The following is a 20,914-nucleotide window of genomic DNA, read 5'->3' on the forward strand; positions in this document are numbered from 1 at the left end:
GAGGGAGAGCCACCATGGCTGACTTGCGTACTGATTTTATCGGCATCAAATCGCCGAACCCGTTCTGGCTGGCATCCGCGCCGCCGACGGACAAGGAATATAACGTCGTCCGGGCCTTCAAGGCCGGCTGGGGTGGCGTCGTCTGGAAGACGCTTGGGGAAGATCCGGCGGTGGTCAACGTCAACGGTCCGCGCTACGGCGCGATCCATGGCAAGGACCGGCAGCTGATCGGCCTCAACAACATCGAACTGATCACCGACCGTCCGCTGGAAGTGAACCTGCGCGAGATCAAGCAGGTGAAGCGCGACTGGCCGGACCGGGCGCTCGTCGTCTCGCTGATGGTGCCCTGCGAGGAGCAGAACTGGATCGACATCCTCCGCCGCGTCGAAGAAACCGAAGCCGACGGTGTCGAACTGAACTTCGGTTGCCCGCATGGCATGAGCGAGCGCGGCATGGGCTCCGCCGTCGGCCAGGTGCCGGAATACATCGAAATGGTCACCCGCTGGGTGAAGCAGCATTCGCGCATGCCCTGCATCGTGAAGCTGACGCCGAATATCACCGATGTCCGCAAGCCGGCGCAGGCCGCCAAGGCGGGTGGTGCTGATGCTGTCTCGCTGATCAACACCATCAACTCGATCATGGGTGTCGACCTCGACATCATGTCGCCGTCTCCCTCTGTCGACGGCAAGGGTGCGCACGGCGGCTATTGCGGCCCGGCCGTAAAGCCGATTGCACTCAACATGGTTGCCGAAATCGCCCGCGACCCGGTGACCCACGGATTGCCGATCTCCGGCATCGGCGGCGTGACCACCTGGCGTGATGCGGCCGAGTTCATGGCGCTCGGCGCAGGCTCTGTGCAGGTCTGCACGGCCGCAATGACCTATGGCTTCCGGGTTGTCGAGGACATGATCGAAGGCCTCAGCGACTGGATGGACACCAAGGGCTATACGTCCGTCGACCAGTTTGTGGGCAGTGCGGTGCCGAATGTGTCCGACTGGCAGTACCTCAACCTCAACTACATCGCCAAGGCCAAGATCGATCAGGATCTTTGCATCGAATGCGGCCGCTGCCACATCGCCTGTGAGGACACGTCCCACCAGGCAATCACCAACATGGTGGACGGCGTTCGCAAGTTCGAGGTGATCGACGAGGAATGCGTCGGCTGCAACCTGTGCGTCAATGTCTGCCCGATCGAAGGCTGCATCACCATGGAACCCATGGAGGCCGGCAGCATCGACCCACGCACCAGGCAGCCTGTCGAAAAAGACTACGCCAACTGGACGACGCACCCGAACAACCCGATGGCCGTCAAGGAAGCAGCCGAATAGGCAAAGCTCCGGCGGTCACCTTCAACGCGGGCAGGATCCTCCCTTGCCCGCGTTTTTTTTGTTCGCTTTTCAGGCTAGGTAACCTTGAAAGGGATTGCCGCAAGCAGGCAGATCAGCCGCCGGCCCGACGGATGCCTTCCATCTGCGACAAAGGATCAGGCGGCATCAACTCGTTGAACGGCAGCGGCCTGTCGAAGAGATAGCCCTGCAGGAACTCGCAACCCGCCTCCACCAGGAAGTCGCGCTGTGCTTCCGTCTCGACCCCTTCGCCGACGCTTTGCATGCCCATTACCCGGGCAAGGCTCAGCATGGAGCGGACGACCATGTCCGCTTCCTCGTCCTCGCCGATACGCGACACGAAACTGCGGTCGATCTTCATCTTGTCGAAGCGATACTTGTGCAGGTAGTTCAGGCTGGAAAATCCGGTGCCGAAGTCGTCAATGGCGAGCCCGACACCAAGATCGCGCAGCTTGAGAATGGTGTTCCGCGTCTGCGCGCTTTCCTCCAGCATCAGGTCCTCGGTGATTTCGAGAACAAGTCTTTCCGAAGGAAAGTCGTATTTCCGCAGCAGTGCCTCGACCTTGTCCGCGAAACCTGTGGCCTGGATCTGGCTTGTGCAGACATTGACCGACACGCCGGTCTGCATCCAGCTGCAGGCATCGTGAAGCGCCCGCTCCAGCACCCAGGCACCGATCACAGGCATCAGTCCAGCATCCTGGGCAACCGGCAGGAACATCACCGGCGGCACCAGGCCGCGGCTTGGATGCCGCCAGCGGATCAGGGCTTCATAGAAGGCCAGTTCGCCCGACCGGGCGTCGACGATCGGCTGATAGAACAGGTCGAATTGCTCTTCACGCAGGGCTGAATCAAGATCCACACGGATCTCGCGCCGTTCGCGCAGAAGGTCGTCCATTCGCTCGTCGTAAATCCGGAACGAGCTTTTCTGCTCCATCTTGCAGCGCTGCAGGGCGATATCGGCAGCGCGAACAAGGCCTGTCAGTGTCTGGCCGTGGTCCGGGAAGCGGGCGATACCCGCGCTTACGGACGTTTCAATGCGCTTGCCTTCATAGTCGAACGGCTGCCGCAGCTTTTCAAACAGCTTGCCCGCTTCCTCCACGGCTTGCTCCGGCGTTTCCCAACGCTCCGTCAGGATCAGGAATTCATCGCCACCGCTGCGCGCGACCAGGTCGAACGGGCCGAGGACCGATCTGATGCGTTCGGCCTGAGCGACCACCAGGCTGTCGCCCACGGTGTGCCCGTAGATGTCGTTCACCTGCTTGAGGTTGTCGACGTCGAGATAAATGATCCAGGCGCCACGCTGCTGATCCTTGCTCAAGGCCAGCCTTTTCGTGGCTGTGGCGTGGAAGTATCCGCGTGTGACAAAGCCTGTCAGGGAATCGTGATTGGCGGCGTAACGGGCTTCCTGTTCACGGGCTGCCAGCCGTGCCCTGGCGTTGGCATTCTGCCGGAGAGCTATCAGGGCCACCGTCAGAATGACCCCGAGCGACAGCAGGAGAACCGGTATCGAAGACAGGATGATCCCCGACGACTGGCTCATCGGATACCAGGCGAGATAACCAAGCACCGTGCCGGATCCGTTCTGAACCGGGGTGCCGATCATTCCGTCGGGAATTTCCGAAGCGAATTTCAGATTGTCGAGGGCGAGGCTGGACAGAAGATTGCTGAGATGCGCCGCATCGATCTCGAATGCGTTGACGAGAACGTTCGGCGGCCCGAAGGACATTTCGATCCCACCCGGATCCGGTACGATCGCAAAGGCCGCGACGATGAAGGGGTGATCGTTGATCTCGACGATGTCGATGGCCGAAATGTCGGCCAAAGCCCCGGTGAAGCGGACTTCGCCTGGTTCTGACCGGACCAGGGCCTCGACGTAATTGCCGCGTATGCTGTCCAGCGTGCCGGTAATGCCCGTCTGGACGCTCTTGGAAAAGTCTTCCGCTCTCTCCTTGCCGTGGTAGTTGGACGAAAAGAGAACCTTGCCGCCCGGACCGAAAAGCACCGTGTAGTCGTGGGCGAAATCCAGGGCCATATCGACGCCGAACCGGGTCCTGATCCAGTCGGGCGACAGATTGGTATCGATATTCTGATAGGCGGCGTTGGAAGCGGCGTAGCGCTCCATTTCACGCAACAGCAACTGCTTGTGGTTCTGGAAGACGCGCGCGACCGATTTGGTCTCCCGCATCGCAGCTTCGCGCTCCGCGACCAGCACCTTGAACAGCACGGCGCCGAAAGAAAAAATCACCGCGCAGAACATCAAAATGATGACGAGGCTGGAAGAAATGCCGAAAACGCTCGCGGTCATCCGGCGCGGTTCGTCGGACACTGTCTCCGCCGCGGAATGAACCAGGTCGAATTTGTCTGTTTTTCCAGACAGATCGCGCATTTCGCTTTCAAAATCCCAAGCTTTTGTCAGCGAAGCAGTCTGGGTTCAAACCTTTAATTTTTAGTGCCTTGGCAGGCATCAGGCAAAGGCAGCCGGAACGAATTCCGCCCCGGCTGCCCGATTGACGTTACATCTTGTCGGTTACGACCGTTGTGGTAGCGCCTTCCGGCTCCTTGGTGATGACCGGGTCGGAGCCGCCGGACAGGAGGGACTTCACGGTGCGCTCATAGGCAGACATGTCCAGTTTGCCGTCAGATCCATCAACCAGCTTGTTGATTTCGCCGACCATGCGGATCTGATGCTTTTCTGTCTGCGCGCCAGTGGCGTCGTTCTCCAGAACGATTTCAGCAGCTTCTTCCGGGTTTTCGGCGGAATAGGCCCAGCCCTTCATGGAGGCTTTCACGAAGCGGGCCAGCTTGTCGACCATTGCCGGGTCGTCCAGGCTGGATTCCAGGACGTAGAGACCGTCTTCCAGCGTTGCGACACCCTGGTCTTCGTATTTGAAGACGATCAGGTCTTCTTCCGGAATGCCGGCATCGATGACCTGCCAGTATTCGTTGTAGGTCATGGTGGAGATGCAGTCGGCCTGCTTCTGCAGCAGCGGATCGACATTGAAGCCCTGCTTCAGGACGGTCACGCCTTCGTCGCCACCGTCGGTCGGAATGCCGAGCTGGCTCATCCAGGACAGGAACGGATATTCGTTACCGAAGAACCAGACGCCGAGTGTCCGGCCCTTGAAGTCTTCCGGCGAGGTGATGCCGGTTTCCTTCAGACAGGTCAGCATCATGCCGGACTTCTTGAACGGCTGTGCGATGTTGACAAGCGGCACACCCTTTTCGCGCGATGCGAGGGCGGACGGCATCCAGTCGATGATCACGTCCGCACCGCCACCGGCGATAACCTGCGGCGGCGCAATGTCCGGACCGCCCGGCTTGATCGTTACGTCCAGGCCTTCTTCGTCGTAAAAGCCCTTGTCCTTGGCCACGTAATAGCCGGCAAACTGGCCCTGTGTGACCCACTTAAGCTGCAGTGTCAGCTCGTCCGCGGCGTTGGCCGCACCTGACACCAGGCTTGCGCCCAGGACAGACGCGAGCGCCAGACTTTTCAATGCCTTCATTGCCATTCCCCTACTGGTTATGGGCGAGCCGCTGTCGGACTCACCCTTCTCTGGAACTTCAAACCCCAACCGGTGCGGACCTCGGAGCGTTTCCCGGCCGCCTGATCCTCTTCCGGCTGTTTGGCCGCATCCGGACGCCGGGGCATTTTGCCTTCTCAACGAACAGCGCTGACCAATTGGTCAAGAAAATCTAGAAAGGTGCCATGTCACTGGTCAAGGTTATTTTTTCATCAAGGCCATTTGGCGTTTCAAAGAGGAGCATAGGCGGGCTTGGTTCAAGTTGTGAAGCCGGTGGACTGGATTTTTAATTGCCTGACGCCCGGTCAGTCGATCCATACTTAACGGTGCATAGTGGGAGGAGATTGCGCGGCCCGGGTTCCTTGCGAATCCGCCGGTCGGCAATGCAAATGGACAAAAAACATGATTTCCAAATCAGCCCTGGATTACCAACCGTTGCCACTGCCGGACCGGCGAATTTACGACGACAAGGAAATGCTGGCCCGTGCGCAGGACTTTTATGACGATGTGCGCACCCGCCATACGGTTCGCCACTTCTCGGACCGTTCTGTGGACCGTTCCATCATCGAAGCCTGCATCCGCGCAGCCGGAACAGCCCCGAGCGGCGCCAATCACCAGCCATGGCATTTCGTGGCGATTTCCAATGCCGACCTGAAGCACAAGATCCGCCTGGCTGCCGAGGAAGAAGAACGCAAGTTCTATGATGGCGGCGCGGGCGACGAATGGATCAAGGCACTGGAGCCCATCGGCACCGACGCGGACAAGCCGCATCTGGACATCGCCCCCTGGCTGATCGTGATTTTCGCGCAGCGCTGGGGCACCTTCGACGACGGCACCCGCTACAAGCACTACTACGTGCCTGAAAGTGTCGGCATCGCCACCGGCCTCCTGATCACCGCACTTCACCATGCGGGCCTTTCGACCCTGACGCACACGCCCAACCCGATGAAATTCCTGAACGGGATCCTGAACCGTCCGGAAGCGGAAAAGCCGGTCATGATCCTGGCCGTCGGCCATCCCGCTGAAGACGCGACTGTACCGGCTGTCGCCAAGATCAAGAAGCCGCTGGAAGAGATCCTGAGCGTGTTCGAGGACCAGGAATAGCTTCAGAACCAAGTGCGTTTCCAGAACTCACCCCGGGCGGACTGCGCGAAGCCCGGGGCTTACTCGCCCGCAATACACGGCGATCACCCCGTCACATGTGTCGGGGCGGCGCTGACATTGGCCTTTATCTTCTCCAGCAATTCCTTGCGGTCCGGACTGCCGTCGGCGGCGTAGTTGAGGTTCTTGAAGAGCGATGTCTGTTCGGTGAAGAACTTGCGGACGGCTTCCTTGTCGTCAAAGGCAAAGTCGGTACGGGCGATCCTGTAGACGAGATCGAAGGTTTCCTGCTGACGCTTGAGCGGAGCCGATACATCGACGTCGTCAAAGGCATCCTGCTGCAGGTAGACCATGTCGAGGAACAGCGCCTTCTGCTGAAGGATGAAATCGTCGGTCGAGACGCCTTCTTCGCCTGTCACCTGCATCATTCGGGTGATCTCGTCGCCCTTGCGCAGGAGTTCAATCATCTCGGAAACGCGGGGCACCCAGTCCGGGCCGATATTTTTCTGGTACCAGTCGTTGAGCTGAATGTGATACCGCGACCAGGACAGCAGCGGGTCGACCGCCGGATAGAAGCGCTTGTAGGCCCGCTCGGACGAGAGGCCCAGGAAGGTCTTGACCGTGCCGAGGGTCGACTGGGTGACCGGTTCCTCAAAATTGCCGCCGGCCGGAGACACCGTGCCGATCATGGTGAGACTGCCGGTCTCGCCGCTGGCAGTACGCAGGACCCCCGCGCGTTCGTAGATGCCCTTGATGGCGCTGTCGAGATAGGCGGGAAACGCTTCCTCTCCCGGAATTTCCTCCAGCCGGCCGGAGGTCTCACGCATGGCCTGGGCCCAGCGAGAGGTACTGTCTGCGATCAAGAGCACGTCATAGCCCATCTGCCGGTAGTATTCGCCAAGGGTAATGCCGGTGTAGATCGAGGCCTCGCGCGCTGCCACGGGCATTGAAGACGTGTTGCAGATGATGACCGTGCGGTCCATGAGCGTGCCGTCTCCGGAAGGATCGGGCTGGTGCGGGAACTCGGTGATCGTTTCGACCACCTCACCGGCACGCTCGCCGCAGGCAACCACGATCACGATATTGACCGCCGAGAAACGCGAAATCAGCGATTGCAGCACCGTCTTGCCCGCGCCGAAGGGGCCCGGAATGCAGCCCATACCGCCACGGGCGATGGGAAAGAACGTGTCGATCAGGCGCAAGGTGGTGATCAGCGGCTCGCTTGGATAAAGCCGCTCGCTCTGACCGGCCTTGACCAGCCCTTCCGGGATTGCCCGGCGAACCGGCCAATGCTGGACCATGGTCAAGTCGCGGGTCTCGCCGCGATCGTTCTTGAGCGTTGCCACCACCTCGTTGATGGTGAAAGTTCCTTCGCGTATCCGGTCCACTGTCCAGGAACCCGTCGTGACGAAGGGAACCATGATCCGGTGCTCGAACCTGCCTTCCGGAACCGTGCCGAGCGTTTCCCCGGCTTTGACCACATCACCGGATTTCACCTTGGGTTCAAACGACCATTTGCGGTTCTGGTCGAGAGCGTTGGTAAGCACCCCGCGCGGCAGGAAGAAGCCGTGCTCGGCCGCAATGTCGGCCAGCGGGTTCTGCAAGCCGTCAAAAACCGTGCTGAGCAGGCCCGGTCCGAGAGCAACCGACAGCATCTCGCCGCTCTGGATCACCTTGTCACCGACGCGCACGCCCGCAGTGCTTTCGAACACCTGTGCTTCAGCGGACTTTCCGCGCACGCGCAGCACTTCGGCCTTCAGGTATTCCCGCGGCTTTCCATCACGTTCGGGACCATGGGGGATAATATAAACCACCTCGTTCTTGATGAGAGGGGCAGAGCCGAGCGGAGACAGTGTGACGAGATCGTCCTGCACGGCGACGATTTCCGCGGTCGGTTCGGGCAACTGAACATGGCTCGTCATGAAGGGGCTCCCTCAAGGGCAGAAGTGAAGTCTGAGAAAAGGTCCGGCCGGCCGGCTTGACTGCCGTCGTCCGTTTTGCCGCCAAGGGCTGACGCCACGAGCGTGGCCAGACGGGCACGTGCATCGGCCTCGTTGTAGCGTGACCAGCGTTCCACGATCACCCAGCGCAGCACGTAGATCGCAACGGCCTCGAAATCGAATTCATGCAGGTTGCCGTAATGGCCCATCTGCCGGAAGACCTGGGTGAGGACAAGACGTTCCATGGCGATGTGATCGCCCGCCCGCATCAGTTGGTGAGCTTCGCCCACCCACGGCATGAAATGGCCGAGCCCGAAGGCCGGGTCGCTCCAGTTGGCCTTGACCTGTGCGCACCAGCGGCCGAAGCCCCAGTTTTCGATATCTCCGGCGCTTTCCTGTCCGTCCCGGCGGCGGCGCAGCGCTGCAATCAGCGTCCGCGTTTCCATGCGTGCCCCGACAAGGTGTTGCAGATCCGGATAGGCAGCCAGATCGGCAAGAACCTTTTTTGCCCGCCGGATCACATCGATGTCGCGATCATAACCGGCAACGCCGGCCCAGGCCGTCACCTCCACCATCTCGCGCAGCAGGCTCGCATGCGCGGGCTCCAGCATCGACAGCCGCTGCTTCAACCGGAACCCCGAGATCGGCACGTCCTTGCGCGAGAACAGCTTGCCAAGATGGGGCAGGCTGGACACCAGCGCGATATATTGGTGCGGCCGGCTCATGTCAGCGCAGCACCCCTTCCATCACCGCCCTGAGACGCGGTTGCAGGTGCCGCTTCAACAGTGTCGCGATCGATTCTTCGGTCAGATCGATGGAAACATCCCTGTCGGTCAACTTCACCTTGATGCCGTCAAAGCCCGGTGCGGTGGAGAAGGTGACCCCTTGCCGCAACACCTCGCCTGCAAGCGCGATCACGAAGTGGGTGAGGGTTCCCGGCTCGACCGCTTCGGGTGATTGCTTCAACTCCTCGAAGGTGACGACCTTCTCCGGCAGGACGATCTCCATCGGCTCAGTATCGCTGACCGACGCATTGTCCTTTGCGTTGGCGGCCATCGCCAGAATGAGGTTTTTCAGGAATTCCTGGTCGGCAAGTGTTGTTGCCACCAGCCGGCCGGCTTCCTGCTGGATGCGGTCGCCCAACTCGTTGCGCAGACTGAGGACAAGATCGCGCGCGGCAACCTTCAGCCCGTCTTCCGTAGCGGCCTTTTCCCTGGCCGCTTCCGCTCTTGCATCAGCCAGCAGGCTGTCCGCCTTCTGCCTTGCTTCCTCGACGATCGTTTCCGCCTTTTCTCTGGCCTTGGCCAGGATGGCATCCCCCTCCGACTGGCCCGCGGCCACGCCTTCGGACTTCAGTCTTTCGATAAGCGCCTGGACACCGGCACCAGCGGCGTTCTCCAGGTCGTCTGCTGCGTCATGTTTGGACATTGCCGCCTCCTGTTCCTTCTGGCCCTAAGCGGGGATCGAGCCGGACAGGACCAGCGCGAAGACGAGAGCAAAGACCGAAAACCCTTCCAGCACCGCCGCCGGTGCGAGGGAAATGCCGAAGATTTCCGGCTTGGCCTTGGAAGCATGAATGGCCGAGGCGAGCACCTCGCCCTGGCGAATGCCGGTGTAGAGCATGGTGACGCCGGACAGGAGGCCGATGCCGAAAAGCGCGGCGCCATTGGCTGCATCGATGGTGGGCTGCTGCAACGAGAACATGATCACGATGCCGTAGATCACCTGGGACGACGGCATCAGCGAAACACCGATGAACCGGCCGTAACCACCGTCGCTGTCCAGCATGGCGCCGATCGCGGCGCTACCGCCAAGGGCGCAGCCCCAGGCGCTGCCGATTGCGCCGAGGGCGACCGGCGCGAACAGCCCAAACCAGCCGAGAGCCACAACGAATTCGTTCACAGGCGTGTCTCCTCTTTCTTGAACGGACGGAAAGGCGTGCCCTCGTCCTTCAAACCCCAATTGAAAAATTCAATGACATTCAGACGCAGGCCATGCACGCAGCCGGCGATCAGCCCCAGCCCGATATTGATGGCGTGCCCGAGCACAAGAACCGCGATGGCAATCAGCAGACCGACGCCAGGAACCGCGTGGTTTAGCTGGCCCGAGAGCGAATTGATGGTTTCGGCAAGCGACGCTGCCGCTAGCCCCAGCGCAAACAGGCGCATGTAGCTGAGAACATCAGAGAAGATGTTGACGATACGGGCCAGCGAGGCGAGGCCGTCGAAGACCCTCAGGCCGCCGGTCTTGAGCGATGTCACCTTGCGGTCGCTGCCGAAGATGCCGACCAGCAGGAGCCCACCAACCACCACGACCGGGCCGGCAACCGCAATGAGAGTGCCCTGCCCCAGAAACGTTGCCAGGCCACCGAGTGCCACCAGACACCAGCCGACAGGCTGCAGGCGACCGCTCAGGCTCGTTTCGTGCCAGGCGCGCATCAGGTTGGCAATGACGATATGGGTCACACCGATGGTCAGCGTGATCTTCATCATCGTGTCGACGTCCTTCAGATGCAGCACCTTCAGGCGTGCGAGAAACGTGCCTTCGGGAGGCGCGACCCCGAAGTAGCTACCCGTTGCCACGCCAAAGGCCGCCGTCGAGATCATCAGCCAGACGGACATCCGGAACATGCGCCGGCCCAACGCCGAACCTTTGAAGCGCGCCCGGAACAGGTACAACAGCAGCAGAAGAAGCAGGCCATAGCCCGCGTCCGTCATGATCATGCCGAAGAAGATCACGAAGGAAACATAGACGATTGCCGAAGGGTCCCACCCTCTGTAGCCGGGGGTCTGGTAGAATTCGACCAGATCCTCTCCAGCTTCCAGAGCAGGTCTGTTGTCGAGAAGCGTGGGCGGCGCATCGGCCTCTTCGACATCCGTCACCAGCAGGGCGATGCCGAGACTGTCCGAAAGCGTGCGGACTTCCGCGACCTGGTCCCGCCGCGCCCAGGCCTGAAGCACGAAGACCTGTTCGGTGTCCGCTGTTTCGAGCGACGCCCTGTGGCGGGCAGAATGGTCTCGAGCGGCGGCAAGGTTCTGTGCCAGCACGAACCGCCATTTGGTGAGAGCCTGACGCTGCAGCTCCAGTTCTTCCAGTTGGATGGTTGCATCTTCATGTTGACGGCGAAGCACCGAGAGCGCCTCGGCCCCCACGTGAACGCGCGGCACCGGCATGGCATTTGCCGCCGGTTCTTCCGGAGAAAGCAACACGATGTAGCTGCGGTACTTGTCGCGGTGGACGATCTCCAGGATCTTGTCGGAAGAATCGATCAACTTGAGCTTGGCGTTGGGCACCACGTAGAACCACAGCCGGTGCTCGCCGATTTCGGCCAGGTCGGAAAAGCTGAATTCGCCCCAGGGCTCCACGTCCTGAATGCGCTGATCAAGGCGCGCCACCCGGTCTTCGCAGTCACGGAGCGCCTTGCGGTTGGCGAGCGTCTTTTCGACCACCGCTTCCAGGTCGAAGTCGTCAAGATGGGTGACCGGACGACGCTGCGCCTTGCTGTCCATGAGCCAGCGCAGGGCTTCGCTCGCCTCGCGCCCCCGGCCTGCGGGAACGGCTTCCAGTTCCTTTTGTGCCGAAGTCAGGGGGATCAGATGCAGGGCGCCGAATTCCTGCGTGGCTTCCAGCACCTTGTCCTTGTCCTCAAGGATGCCGACCAGATTCACCTTGACGAGCGGGACAATGGTCATAGCTCGGCCACCGAGGTTTCGGCGCCGCGAGCTGCCGTCTTGCGTTTGGAGATCTTGGCACGGACCACGGCATCGCGTTCCGCGTCCGCCAGGGCCATGCGGATTTTCTTGATGTTGCGTTCCGCCTGCGGGATCAGCACCTTTTCGAACAGGTTGACCCGGCGAGAGATAACCGCTTCGGCCTCGATCAGCCGGGCAATACGCTCCTTGGCAATCTCCCGCTCCTTGTTGAGCCGCAACAGTTCCTGCATGCCTGCGACATAGGGGTCGACCCAATGCGGGCGCGCCAGACGGGAATAGGCTTTCGTCTCGACTTTGATATCCTCCAGGACCGGCAGCCGGGTGCCGGAGAGGTTCTGCTCGCCGACGACGGCCTGCTTCAACACCACGAGCCCTTCCAGCGGGACATGCTTGTTGGCCATCATCGGCAGAGACCGCGCAAGAGCGTTGAATCGCTCCTCATACTCCGCCTCCAGGCGGACGGCTGCTTCCTTCGCCTTGGCGCGCTCGGCCATGATCTGAAGCCTCTTCAGCTCAAGAGACGGCAGGAAGCGCTTGTATTCCGAGAGCTGTCCGCTTTCCCGGGCCAGAGACGACTTGTTGAGGGCCAGCCTTGCCATCAGGCAGCCTCCTCGTCAGACGCCCCGCCGGCAGGTTTCCTTTTCGGGAAATACTTGTCGATCAGCCCCTGCTTCATCAGCAGCTGTTCCGGCTGGAAGCATTCGGCAAGCGTCTGCCAGCACAGGTCGAGCGCCTCCTCCAGAGGCATTGCGACATTGATATCCATGAAACGCCGCCGGAAAAGGCCGCCAAACTTCAGAAGCTGGTGGTCGTATTCCGACAATTCGAACGCCATGGACTGCTTCTGCTCCGCATCGCGCGCGCCGGAATAAAAGCGGATCATGGTGTTCATGATCTGGTTGTGATCCTCACGCGTCACCTTGCCGATCACATGCTGTTTCAAACGTGACAGCGAGCCGAAGGGGTCCAGAACGCCGCTGTGCAGGTAGAACTGGCCTTCGGTGATGTAGCCTGTGTTGTCCGGCACCGGATGGGTGACGTCATTGCCCGGCATTGTCGTAACCGTAAGGATGGTAACCGAGCCTGAACCCTTGAAATCGCAGGCCTTTTCGTAACGGCGGGCCAGCTGGGAATAAAGATCGCCCGGATAACCCCGGTTGGCGGGCACCCGCTCCATCGCAATGGAGACTTCTTTCATGGCATCTGCGAAGGCGGTCATGTCGGTAAGCAGCACCAGAACGCGCTTGCCTTCCTCAACGGCGAATTTTTCCGCAACCGCAAGGGCCATGTCCGGAACCTGCAGGCGCTCGACCACCGGATCGGACGCCTGGTTGATGAACATGACGGTGCGCGGGAAAACGCCCGCATCCTCGAACTGCTGCCGGAAAAAGGCATAGTCATCGAAGATCAGCCCGAGGCCGCCGAACACCACGATATCGGCGTCTGCCTGGATGCCGATACGTGCCAGAAACGGGTTATAGGGTTCGCCGGAAACCGAGAAGATCGGGATCTTCTGGCTTTCCACGAGGCAGTTGAAGATATCGATCATCGGCACATCTGTGCGGATCATGCGCGAGGCAAGTACGCGCTTCATCGGGTTGGCGGACGGTCCGCCGATCGCGACGGAAGGGTCGCTGGACAGATCCGGGCCCCGGTCAATCGGCTGCCCCGCGCCATCGAACACACGGCCCAGGATATTGTCCGAATAGGTGACCTTGGCCGGCTCACCCAGAAAGCGTACGGACGAATTGTTGGCGAGGCCCTTCGTACCGGAATTGACCTGCAGCGAAACCATGTCCCGGTCGATGTTGTTGACCTGTGCGAGAGACGTCGCACCATCGCCTGAATCGACCAGTGCCAGATCACCCAGGCACGGGCGCCCCTCCGACTCGCTCTTCGTCGAAGACACCTGAATGCGAATGATATCGCCAACGATATCGACAATCCGTGTGTGGGAGACCAGCATCAACGCCCCCTTGGGAAGGAAATTAACTCACATCGGGCCAAACCCGTTCTGCTGCAACGCAAACCATCTTAGGCGGGTTTTTCGATCCCGCACAACCTGTACTGTTGCCCGGCACCCAACTCGCTTCAACCAAAATGAAGTTAAGAGAGAAATGATTGCGTTCGTATGACTTGCATCAAAGTGCTCATGCCAGAGGCAGAAGGCCTGTTCCCGCACTGCCGCAACCCCATTTCACTTGCGTTAGCGGCGGGCCGACGTCGCTGATCCGCTTAATTCCGGCAAAAGCCCGGGGAAAAGCAGCATTCCGGAAAACGTGCAGTTGCGCTGCACAAATTTAAAGCAACTTTCAAACGATCCACCTGATATTCTACCTATATATTGGAATATCAATTCTCCAAGTTCCCGATCATTCTTCATGATCGTTTCTTTTTCACGATCACGCGCCTTCCCGCCATTGTTGATCTTCAGTCATCTGAATTTTTTCCCAAGAGGAAGATTTTTAAGCATGCGCAAAACCACCCGGATAGGTTTAAGGTCAGTTGTATTCGCCATTTTTTCTTCACTTTTGTTAAAATGTGATATTTTTTAGGCAAAGCGCTTTGAAATTTCCCGACATCCGGTTGCACAACCTATGCCGGTAACCCGGTCGCATTGCTGGCGGCCCTGGAGGAAAAGTTGACGGACCAAGTGACTGATCACGCCCTGGAACTGCCTTCATCGTCCAAGTCATCCAAGAAATCCCAAACAGGCCGGCACGCCACTGACGCAGATAGCGCGGCGAAAAGACCCGAGGACCGCAGCCCTCCGGTGCGCAGCGACATCGGCACGATCCTCCTGCACTGGACACTGGTTGTGGCGATCGTGACCAGCCTGGTCACCGGCATGCGCCTGTCGGCGGATGCGGAACACGCCTGGTTCTCCAAGCTTTTCGAACCGATCCTGCCACAGGGTGAAATCTGGACCTGGCACTATGTGTCGGCGATATTCGTTCTGGCAGTTATCTTTGCCTATGCGGCCTACATGACGCTTGGCCGACTGAAACGGCGCATTTCCTCCAAGAAGATCGTTGTCCTGACGCTTCCCGCCAGCACCAAGCTGCGCCTGGCCGCGGTCAACGTCATCGCCTACTGGATCCTGTTCGGGGCAGTGCTCACCCTGTCGGCGACGGGCGTCCTGCTTTATATCGGTCATGGCGGCATCTGGGTGACGGTGCATTACACGGCCGCCCTTGTGGTGCTGACCTATATCGTTGCCCATGTGGTGCTGCATTATTGCTATGGCGGCGTTGCCCAGTTGCTGCGGCTGTTCCGTCCGCAGGCGCTGCGCCGCTTCCCGGGCATGAGCCGTCACCCGCTGGCCCTGGCGACTGCCCTGGGCGCAATCGTGCTTGTTGGCGCCGTCAGCCTCGATTTCGGCACACGCGACAGTCTTGTCGTTGCCAAGGGCACCACCCTGCCGGAGCTGGACGGCACGCTGGACGATCCGGTCTGGCAGGACGCCACTCCTGTTTTCATCCGGACACAGCAAGGCTCGAACCTGGACGGAACGGGAGAATCCACCGTCGAAGTACGTGCCGTCCAGGTGGGGGACAAGATCGCGTTTGCCTTCCGCTGGGAAGACAAGAACCGGTCGCTGAAGCGGCATCCGCTGATCAAGCGTGAAGACGGCTGGCACATGCTGAACAACCGGGCCGACATTTCCGACGAGACCGCCTACTACGAGGACAAGTTCTCGGTTGCCTTTTCCACCACCGACACCTTTGGCGGCGGTGGCGCCACCCACATGGGCCCGAAGCCCCTGAGTGACAAACCAGGTGCCTTCAACTACCGCGGCCTGCACTATACGACCGACGGCAGTCTGGTGGATGTGTGGCAATGGAAAGCGTCCCGTGGCGGCATGCTGGGACGCGTCGACGACATGCATTTCGCGACGCCGGTGGAACCGAACGAAGCCCAGGCTGCCGGCAAGAGCCGCTACAGCGCCGGCTACAATGCCGACGAAGGCAAGGCTTTCTACGTCTACAACTACATCGGCGATCCCGTGACCCACTACCACGGGACCGTCGGCGTGCGCCGGCTTCCGGCTGACTATCAGAAAATGACATCACTGATGGGCACCATCGATCTTTCCACCGAAGTGAGCGAAGACGAGGGGTCGCAGTGGTGGATGTTCGAAAACGAAAGCGTGCCGTACTCGCCGGAAAAGGACGCGGAGATCCCGGTCGGGACGGTTATTCCGGGAGTTCTCATCGAGGGTGAATACTCCGGCAGCCGGGCAGATCTGATGGGTGGGTCCAGGTGGCAGGACGACCATTGGACGCTTGAAGTCGTCCGGGACATGGATACCGGCCAGAGCCAGGACCTTGCCATGACGGACGGTCTTTTCCTGTGGGTCTCTGCCTTCGACCACAACCAGACCCGCCACACCCGCCATTCCCGTCCCGTGCGGCTGACCTTCAATTGAGGCCTGCCCTTCCCGCCTTTCCTGTCTTTTCCGGACGTTTCTTTCAACGGATGTAATTACCCATGTCGAAAAGCACCTGTACGGTCACCATCAACGGGAAGGCCATCAAGGCCAATGTCGGCGACACGCTGATCGACGCCGGGCTCGGCGGACGCCTCGTCATCCCGCACGACTGCTGTTCCGGCCAATGCGAAACCTGCCGGGTTCGCGTTTTGAGCGGGCAGATCGACGACATGGGCACCCGGGAAAAGGACACCGTGCTCGGATGCCTTTCCGTTCTGGAAGGCGATGCCGAGATCGCCTATGACCCGGTACCGCTGGTGAAGACCACAAAGGGAACGGTGGAAAGCATTCGGCCGATCAAGGACGGGTACCTGGAAGTTCGGGTCAAGACGGCGCGGCCCGTGCCCTGGCTGCCGGGGCAGTATCTGCGCGCAACCTTTGCAGGATATCCGCCGCGCGACTACAGCCCGACAACCCCGCTCAACCTGGATGCGGAAGAGAATGTCCTTGTGTTTCACATCAAGGTCTACCCGGACAGCATCGTATCGTCGAAGCTGGGCAAGGAAATTGCCAAGGGACATGCCGTCAAGCTGCGAGGCCCATTCGGCAATGCGTTTTTGCGGCGGCAGCAGAACCCGATCCTGCTCACCTCGACCGGCACCGGGTTCGCACCGATCTGGTCGATCGCCGTTGCTGCAAGCCTGGGCCAGACCGGCCGTGAAATCCGCATCATTGCCGGGTCGAGAACCCGGGACGGGATCTACATGCGCGACGCGGTTCGCTGGCTGCAAGGCCGAGGCATTCCGATCACCCTGACGGCAGGCGATGGCGACGACGAGACGGTGCGCAAAGCGCGCCCGCATGAACTGGTCGGACAACTTACACCCGATCACGTCGTCTATTCGGCCGGTGCGCCGTCACATGTCGACGCCATGCGGGAGATCGCGCTAGGCGCAGGGGCAACCTTCTACGCCGATCCGTTTTTTGTGGCGGAAGAAGAAAGTGGCCTGCTGGCCCTTGCTGGAAACCTTATCCGAAAGGCATCCGCACCGTTTACCTCGGCTTCCGCCGGCTGACGCCAGAGCGCTACACCTGCCTCTCCTGAAAGCGAGCGGTCTTGCCGACTATTGCGCGGCGGTTGTCAGAGACCGTTCGCCGGCATAGATCAGCTCTTCGGTGCTGGCGACAGGCATGGGTCTGCCCAGGTAGTAGCCCTGCGCTTCCGTGCAGCCGATTTCGGTCAGCATGTCGAGAAGCTGCTTGGTCTCCACACCTTCGGCGGTGGTGGTCATGTTGAGATTGTTGGCCAGTTCGATGACCGCTTTCACGATGGAAATGGAATCGTCCGAATAGGCCATCGACCGGACGAAGGACTGGTCGATCTTGATCTTGTCGAACGGGAACCGGCGCAGGTAGCTGAGCGAGGAATAGCCGGTTCCGAAATCGTCCATGGACACTTTCACGCCCAGCGACTTGGCCTGGCGCAGCGAATCCAGAACATCTTCTGAATCGGTCAGAAGCACGCTTTCGGTCACTTCCAGTTCGAGACGGTCGGCCTTGAGACCCGTCTGGGTCAGGGCATCGATCAGCACCGGACCAAATGCGTGGCCGCGCAGCTGCCGGGGTGACAGGTTGACCGCGATCCTGAGGTGGTCCGGCCAATTGGACGCGATCCGGCATGCTTCCTTCAACACCCATTCGCCCAACTGGATGATCAGGCCGGTATCTTCGGCAAGCGGAATGAAATCAGCCGGAGAAACCATGCCCCGTGTCGGATGGTTCCAGCGCACCAGCGCCTCGAAGCCGGACACCCGGTCGTCCACGAGCGTGTATTGCGGCTGGAAATAAAGCTCCAGTTCGCCATTGGCGACCGCGGTCCTGAGGTCGGTGATAAGCTCTCGCCGGTCGTTCACGGCCGTGCCCATGTCCTGCTCAAAGAAGCGGTAGGTATTGCGACCGTCTTCCTTGGCCCGGTAGAGCGCAAGGTCCGCCTGCTTGAACAGTTCGTCGCCTGCAGTGCCGTCGGCCCTGGCAATTGTGATGCCGATGCTGACGCCGATTACGAGTTCATGATCCGTGATCTGGAACGGTTGGGAAATCTCCCAGATGACCGATTGCGCCAGTTCCTCGACATCAGCAAGCCTGCAGGGCAGACCGGTGAGGATCGCAAATTCGTCGCCGCCAAGGCGGACAACAACGTCCTTTCGGCCGATGAGGGCGCGCAGACGCTCCGCCACCTGCCGCAAGAGTTCGTCGCCAATCGGGTGCCCAAGGCTGTCGTTGACCGTTTTGAACTCGTCCAGATCGAGGCACAGAATGGCGAACTCGCCGCCCTTGACCAGTTGCTGGTTCAACAGCATGTCCAGCTGGTCCCGGAATTCGATGCGGTTTGGCAGCTGTGTCAGAAGGTCGTGACGCGCCAGGAACGCCAGCCGGTCGCGGGCTTCCTGCCGCTCAGTGATGTCTTCGGATATCGCCACCCAGCCACCTTCCGCCAGCGGCTGGCGGGTGGTCAGGACGATACGGCCCGAGCGGATCTTCACCATTTCGGTGCTTTGCGAGCCACCTGAATACCTGTGATCTCCCATCCTGGAATCGTGCAGAGCCATGTCACCGGTTTCAACGGCATCAACTTTCTGCAGCGTTGCGAGCTGAGCAGCCGTCATACCCGACTTTATCCTGCCCGGCTCGACTTCGAACAATTCGGCGTAGCGCTGGTTCGAAACAATCAACCTGCCATCGACGTCGAACATGCACAGACCGTGCGACATGTTGTTGAGAGCAGCATCAAAGAGGACGTTCTGCTCGCGCAACTGGGCTTCCTGAGAGCGCAGGATGGAGTTCTTTTCGTGCACGCGTTCGCGCAAGGCGTCGCGCTCCTTGACGGATCGCTGCAAGGAAACGACCGATCTGGCGATGTCACCGACTTCGTCCAGCCGCTCGGTTCCAACCACCTTGCTTTCGAAGTCGCCCGCTGCAATGCCGGTCAATACGCGCGTGATCTTGGTCAGCGGCCGGGTAATCTGCCGCGACATGAGAAAGGCGACAGCAGCGAAAGCCACCAGCGCGATCAGTCCGAACAGGAACAGCCGCCGGAGCAGCTTTGCTTCTTCTTCGGTGCCGATACGGATCAGTTTGTTCTGGATTTCGGTCAGCGCCGCGATGGGGGTCAGCGCACAGACAGTCATGGGAACGACAGGAACACCGCATTCGATGACATGCTCACCGTCCAGGGTGATGTTCGGCGTTTCTTTCGAGCGGGTGAGATCCGAATAGTTTCCGGTGAAATTCGCCGTGGAAATGATCTGGTCGTCGAAAACGATCGCCATTTCGAAGGAATTGATTTTTGCCAGATCCGCCAGGAGTGGCTCTTCCGGCCGCAGCCAACGTTGCGCGACAAGTCCGCCGATCACATAGCCGAAATCATCGAAAACCGGGACAAACGCGATCTGAGACACTTCATTGACCCGATCGCCTGGCACAAAGACACCCGTTTCGGACTTCGGCAAGACGCCGGAGTAAGTCAGCTTCTCTCCCGGGAAGCTGTCTTTCAGCGACTTGGCGACCTCGTTGAAGAAGCTCAGACCCTGCATCTTGGACCCCAGTTCGACGAGGTCCGCAGAATAGGAGGAGGCGCCGATCACATGGCCTTCCTCATCCAGAACGACGATGCCGTCCACATCCGCCAGTTTCGCGGCCGGGCCGAGCAGTTCCGACATGGCCACGACATTGCGTGACTCAACGGCCTTGGCGGTATCCACCCTCTCCGACAACGCATTTATGCGCCGAAGCCTGTCCTGAAACAGGAACTCCATACGGGTCCCGGCAAGCTTCACGTCGGCGGACAGGGTTTCCACAAGACGCGCGCGGGAAAGCTCCAGAAGCTCGGCCTCCTGACGCTGCATGCTGTCTTCAAGCTGGAAAGCCACCAGTCCGATAAGACCGGCAAATGCACACACCGCCGTGAAAACGGCGCCGTATGTATAATGCCAGAGAAGGGACGAGTGACGGATCATGTGGACCAATTGGGTTATCTACCGACGGGTACGCCACCGTAGTTACTGATCAATGTGTGAGCCTGACCCGACTGGGCGTAGTCGATGAAGGCCTTCATCTCATCGTCCAGCGTGCCTTCCTTGTAGATCAAGGCGAGGGTTACCGAACTCGGGTACCCCGGATCAGTCGGATGGTGACCATCGATCTTGAGGACCGACAGTCCGTCTTCAAGCGGCTTCGAATAAGGACCGAAAGCAATCGCGCCTTCGACTTCGCGCGCGCTGGAAATTGCTTCCTGGGTGGTAAGGGCCGTTTTCGAGCGCGGCGAGAACTCCATATCCGCCCAGCCCGGCATCGACGATTTCAAAACCTGCAAGGTGCTGTCCGCGTCTTCGCGGCGGACGAGGCGGACACGCAGATCGGCACCGCCTAGTTCAGACCAGTTGGCTATTTCACCGGTATACAATTTGACGAGTTCTTCACTGGTCAAAGCATCGATACCGGTGGACGGATGCGTGAAGATTGCGCTGGGGATTTTTGCAATCGGCAGGTAAACGAGGCCATATTCCACCTCGCTGTCCTTCAAGGGACGCGCGACCCGGCCCAACCGCTCCGTGCCGGAGCTGACGGCAGCGATACCGCCACCCGAGCCAATGCTCGGTGGAATTTCAAGATTGATATCGGGACGATTCTCGACAAAGCCCGCACCAATTTCCTGAAGCATTTCAAGGCCATCACCCGTGCCTACTACTTTTAGCGGGCCCTGTGCCGACGAAACTTCAGTGTGTAAGAAAAAAGTGCAAAGGGACAATGCCAAGGCAAAAGCCAAACTACGCATTTTTATCACCCAAAAATTGACGGTACT

At 60.0% G+C, this 20,914-nt stretch carries 15 protein-coding genes; 4 read left to right on the forward strand and 11 right to left on the reverse strand.

Going from position 1 to position 20,914, the window contains the following annotated elements; all coding sequences use genetic code 11:
• Positions 1-14: 14 nt before the first annotated feature.
• Complete coding sequence (gene preA, locus FIV05_RS04840) at positions 15-1,328, forward strand: NAD-dependent dihydropyrimidine dehydrogenase subunit PreA (RefSeq protein ID WP_152508850.1); 1,314 nt, start codon at positions 15-17, stop codon at positions 1,326-1,328.
• A 112-nt stretch (positions 1,329-1,440) separates the two neighbouring features.
• Here preA and FIV05_RS04845 read toward each other — a convergent pair whose 3' ends face one another.
• Together FIV05_RS04845 and FIV05_RS04850 are read right to left on the reverse strand one after the other, a co-directional pair.
• Positions 1,441-3,732 carry an EAL domain-containing protein gene (locus FIV05_RS04845; RefSeq protein WP_152508851.1) on the reverse strand — a complete coding sequence of 764 codons (2,292 nt, stop codon included), beginning with the start codon at positions 3,730-3,732 and terminating at the stop codon, positions 1,441-1,443.
• Positions 3,733-3,859: 127 nt separating this feature from the next.
• On the reverse strand, positions 3,860-4,855 hold the full coding sequence (locus tag FIV05_RS04850) for an ABC transporter substrate-binding protein (protein WP_023014426.1): 996 nt from the start codon (positions 4,853-4,855) through the stop codon (positions 3,860-3,862).
• A gap of 414 nt (positions 4,856-5,269) precedes the next feature.
• Between FIV05_RS04850 and FIV05_RS04855 the strand changes: the two genes are divergently transcribed.
• Positions 5,270-5,971, forward strand: coding sequence for a nitroreductase family protein (locus FIV05_RS04855; protein WP_152508852.1), 702 nt, complete (start codon positions 5,270-5,272; stop codon positions 5,969-5,971).
• 83 nt (positions 5,972-6,054) lie between these two features.
• Here FIV05_RS04855 and FIV05_RS04860 read toward each other — a convergent pair whose 3' ends face one another.
• From FIV05_RS04860 to FIV05_RS04890, 7 genes are read right to left on the reverse strand one after another with little or no spacing between them, the layout of a single operon-like run.
• Positions 6,055-7,890 carry a V-type ATP synthase subunit A gene (locus FIV05_RS04860; RefSeq protein WP_152508853.1) on the reverse strand — a complete coding sequence of 612 codons (1,836 nt, stop codon included), beginning with the start codon at positions 7,888-7,890 and terminating at the stop codon, positions 6,055-6,057.
• Positions 7,887-8,633: a hypothetical protein gene (locus FIV05_RS04865; protein ID WP_152508854.1), complete on the reverse strand. Its 747-nt coding sequence runs from the start codon at positions 8,631-8,633 to the stop codon at positions 7,887-7,889. Before FIV05_RS04865 ends, FIV05_RS04860 begins: the two co-directional genes overlap by 4 nt.
• 1 nt (position 8,634) lies before the next feature.
• Positions 8,635-9,336 carry a hypothetical protein gene (locus FIV05_RS04870; RefSeq protein ID WP_152508855.1) on the reverse strand — a complete coding sequence of 234 codons (702 nt, stop codon included), beginning with the start codon at positions 9,334-9,336 and terminating at the stop codon, positions 8,635-8,637.
• A 24-nt stretch (positions 9,337-9,360) separates the two neighbouring features.
• Positions 9,361-9,810: an ATP synthase subunit C gene (locus FIV05_RS04875; protein ID WP_006939055.1), complete on the reverse strand. Its 450-nt coding sequence runs from the start codon at positions 9,808-9,810 to the stop codon at positions 9,361-9,363.
• A complete protein-coding gene (locus FIV05_RS04880; protein ID WP_152508856.1) occupies positions 9,807-11,600 on the reverse strand; it encodes a V-type ATP synthase subunit I in 1,794 nt (597 codons plus the stop codon). The genes FIV05_RS04875 and FIV05_RS04880 overlap by 4 nt, the downstream gene beginning before the upstream one ends.
• On the reverse strand, positions 11,597-12,220 hold the full coding sequence (locus FIV05_RS04885) for a V-type ATP synthase subunit D (RefSeq protein WP_152508857.1): 624 nt from the start codon (positions 12,218-12,220) through the stop codon (positions 11,597-11,599). The genes FIV05_RS04880 and FIV05_RS04885 overlap by 4 nt, the downstream gene beginning before the upstream one ends.
• Entirely contained in the window at positions 12,220-13,587 is a 1,368-nt protein-coding gene (locus FIV05_RS04890; protein WP_152508858.1) for a V-type ATP synthase subunit B, read from the reverse strand. The genes FIV05_RS04885 and FIV05_RS04890 overlap by 1 nt, the downstream gene beginning before the upstream one ends.
• Before the next feature lie 675 nt (positions 13,588-14,262).
• Between FIV05_RS04890 and FIV05_RS04895 the strand changes: the two genes are divergently transcribed.
• Positions 14,263-16,050, forward strand: a complete 1,788-nt coding sequence (locus tag FIV05_RS04895; protein ID WP_286202265.1) for an ethylbenzene dehydrogenase-related protein — start codon at positions 14,263-14,265, stop codon at positions 16,048-16,050.
• Positions 16,051-16,112: 62 nt separating this feature from the next.
• Positions 16,113-17,129 (forward strand): 2Fe-2S iron-sulfur cluster-binding protein, encoded by a 1,017-nt coding sequence (locus FIV05_RS04900; RefSeq protein ID WP_022999276.1) that lies wholly within the window; start codon positions 16,113-16,115, stop codon positions 17,127-17,129.
• Between the two features lie 48 nt (positions 17,130-17,177).
• Here FIV05_RS04900 and FIV05_RS04905 read toward each other — a convergent pair whose 3' ends face one another.
• Complete coding sequence (locus tag FIV05_RS04905; RefSeq protein WP_286202297.1) at positions 17,178-20,069, reverse strand: EAL domain-containing protein; 2,892 nt, start codon at positions 20,067-20,069, stop codon at positions 17,178-17,180.
• Between the two features lie 14 nt (positions 20,070-20,083).
• Positions 20,084-20,887, reverse strand: coding sequence for a substrate-binding domain-containing protein (locus FIV05_RS04910; protein WP_152508860.1), 804 nt, complete (start codon positions 20,885-20,887; stop codon positions 20,084-20,086).
• Positions 20,888-20,914 lie beyond the last annotated feature (27 nt).

Source organism: Labrenzia sp. THAF191a (assembly GCF_009363335.1).
Taxonomy (GTDB): Bacteria; Pseudomonadota; Alphaproteobacteria; order Rhizobiales; family Stappiaceae; genus Roseibium; species Roseibium algicola.

Bases quoted from the DNA above. Each gene is read 5' to 3' on its own strand.
- FIV05_RS04890 (WP_152508858.1), bottom strand. From the start codon at position 13,587: ATGCTGGTCTCCCACACACGGATTGTCGATATCGTTGGCGATATCATT.
- FIV05_RS04905 (WP_286202297.1), bottom strand. From the start codon at position 20,069: ATGATCCGTCACTCGTCCCTTCTCTGGCATTATACATACGGCGCCGTT.
- FIV05_RS04910 (WP_152508860.1), bottom strand. From the start codon at position 20,887: ATGCGTAGTTTGGCTTTTGCCTTGGCATTGTCCCTTTGCACTTTTTTC.
- FIV05_RS04845 (WP_152508851.1), bottom strand. From the start codon at position 3,732: ATGCGCGATCTGTCTGGAAAAACAGACAAATTCGACCTGGTTCATTCC.
- FIV05_RS04850 (WP_023014426.1), bottom strand. From the start codon at position 4,855: ATGGCAATGAAGGCATTGAAAAGTCTGGCGCTCGCGTCTGTCCTGGGC.
- FIV05_RS04855 (WP_152508852.1), top strand. From the start codon at position 5,270: ATGATTTCCAAATCAGCCCTGGATTACCAACCGTTGCCACTGCCGGAC.
- FIV05_RS04885 (WP_152508857.1), bottom strand. From the start codon at position 12,220: ATGGCAAGGCTGGCCCTCAACAAGTCGTCTCTGGCCCGGGAAAGCGGA.
- FIV05_RS04865 (WP_152508854.1), bottom strand. From the start codon at position 8,633: ATGAGCCGGCCGCACCAATATATCGCGCTGGTGTCCAGCCTGCCCCAT.
- FIV05_RS04870 (WP_152508855.1), bottom strand. From the start codon at position 9,336: ATGTCCAAACATGACGCAGCAGACGACCTGGAGAACGCCGCTGGTGCC.
- FIV05_RS04880 (WP_152508856.1), bottom strand. From the start codon at position 11,600: ATGACCATTGTCCCGCTCGTCAAGGTGAATCTGGTCGGCATCCTTGAG.
- FIV05_RS04900 (WP_022999276.1), top strand. From the start codon at position 16,113: ATGTCGAAAAGCACCTGTACGGTCACCATCAACGGGAAGGCCATCAAG.
- preA (WP_152508850.1), top strand. From the start codon at position 15: ATGGCTGACTTGCGTACTGATTTTATCGGCATCAAATCGCCGAACCCG.
- FIV05_RS04860 (WP_152508853.1), bottom strand. From the start codon at position 7,890: ATGACGAGCCATGTTCAGTTGCCCGAACCGACCGCGGAAATCGTCGCC.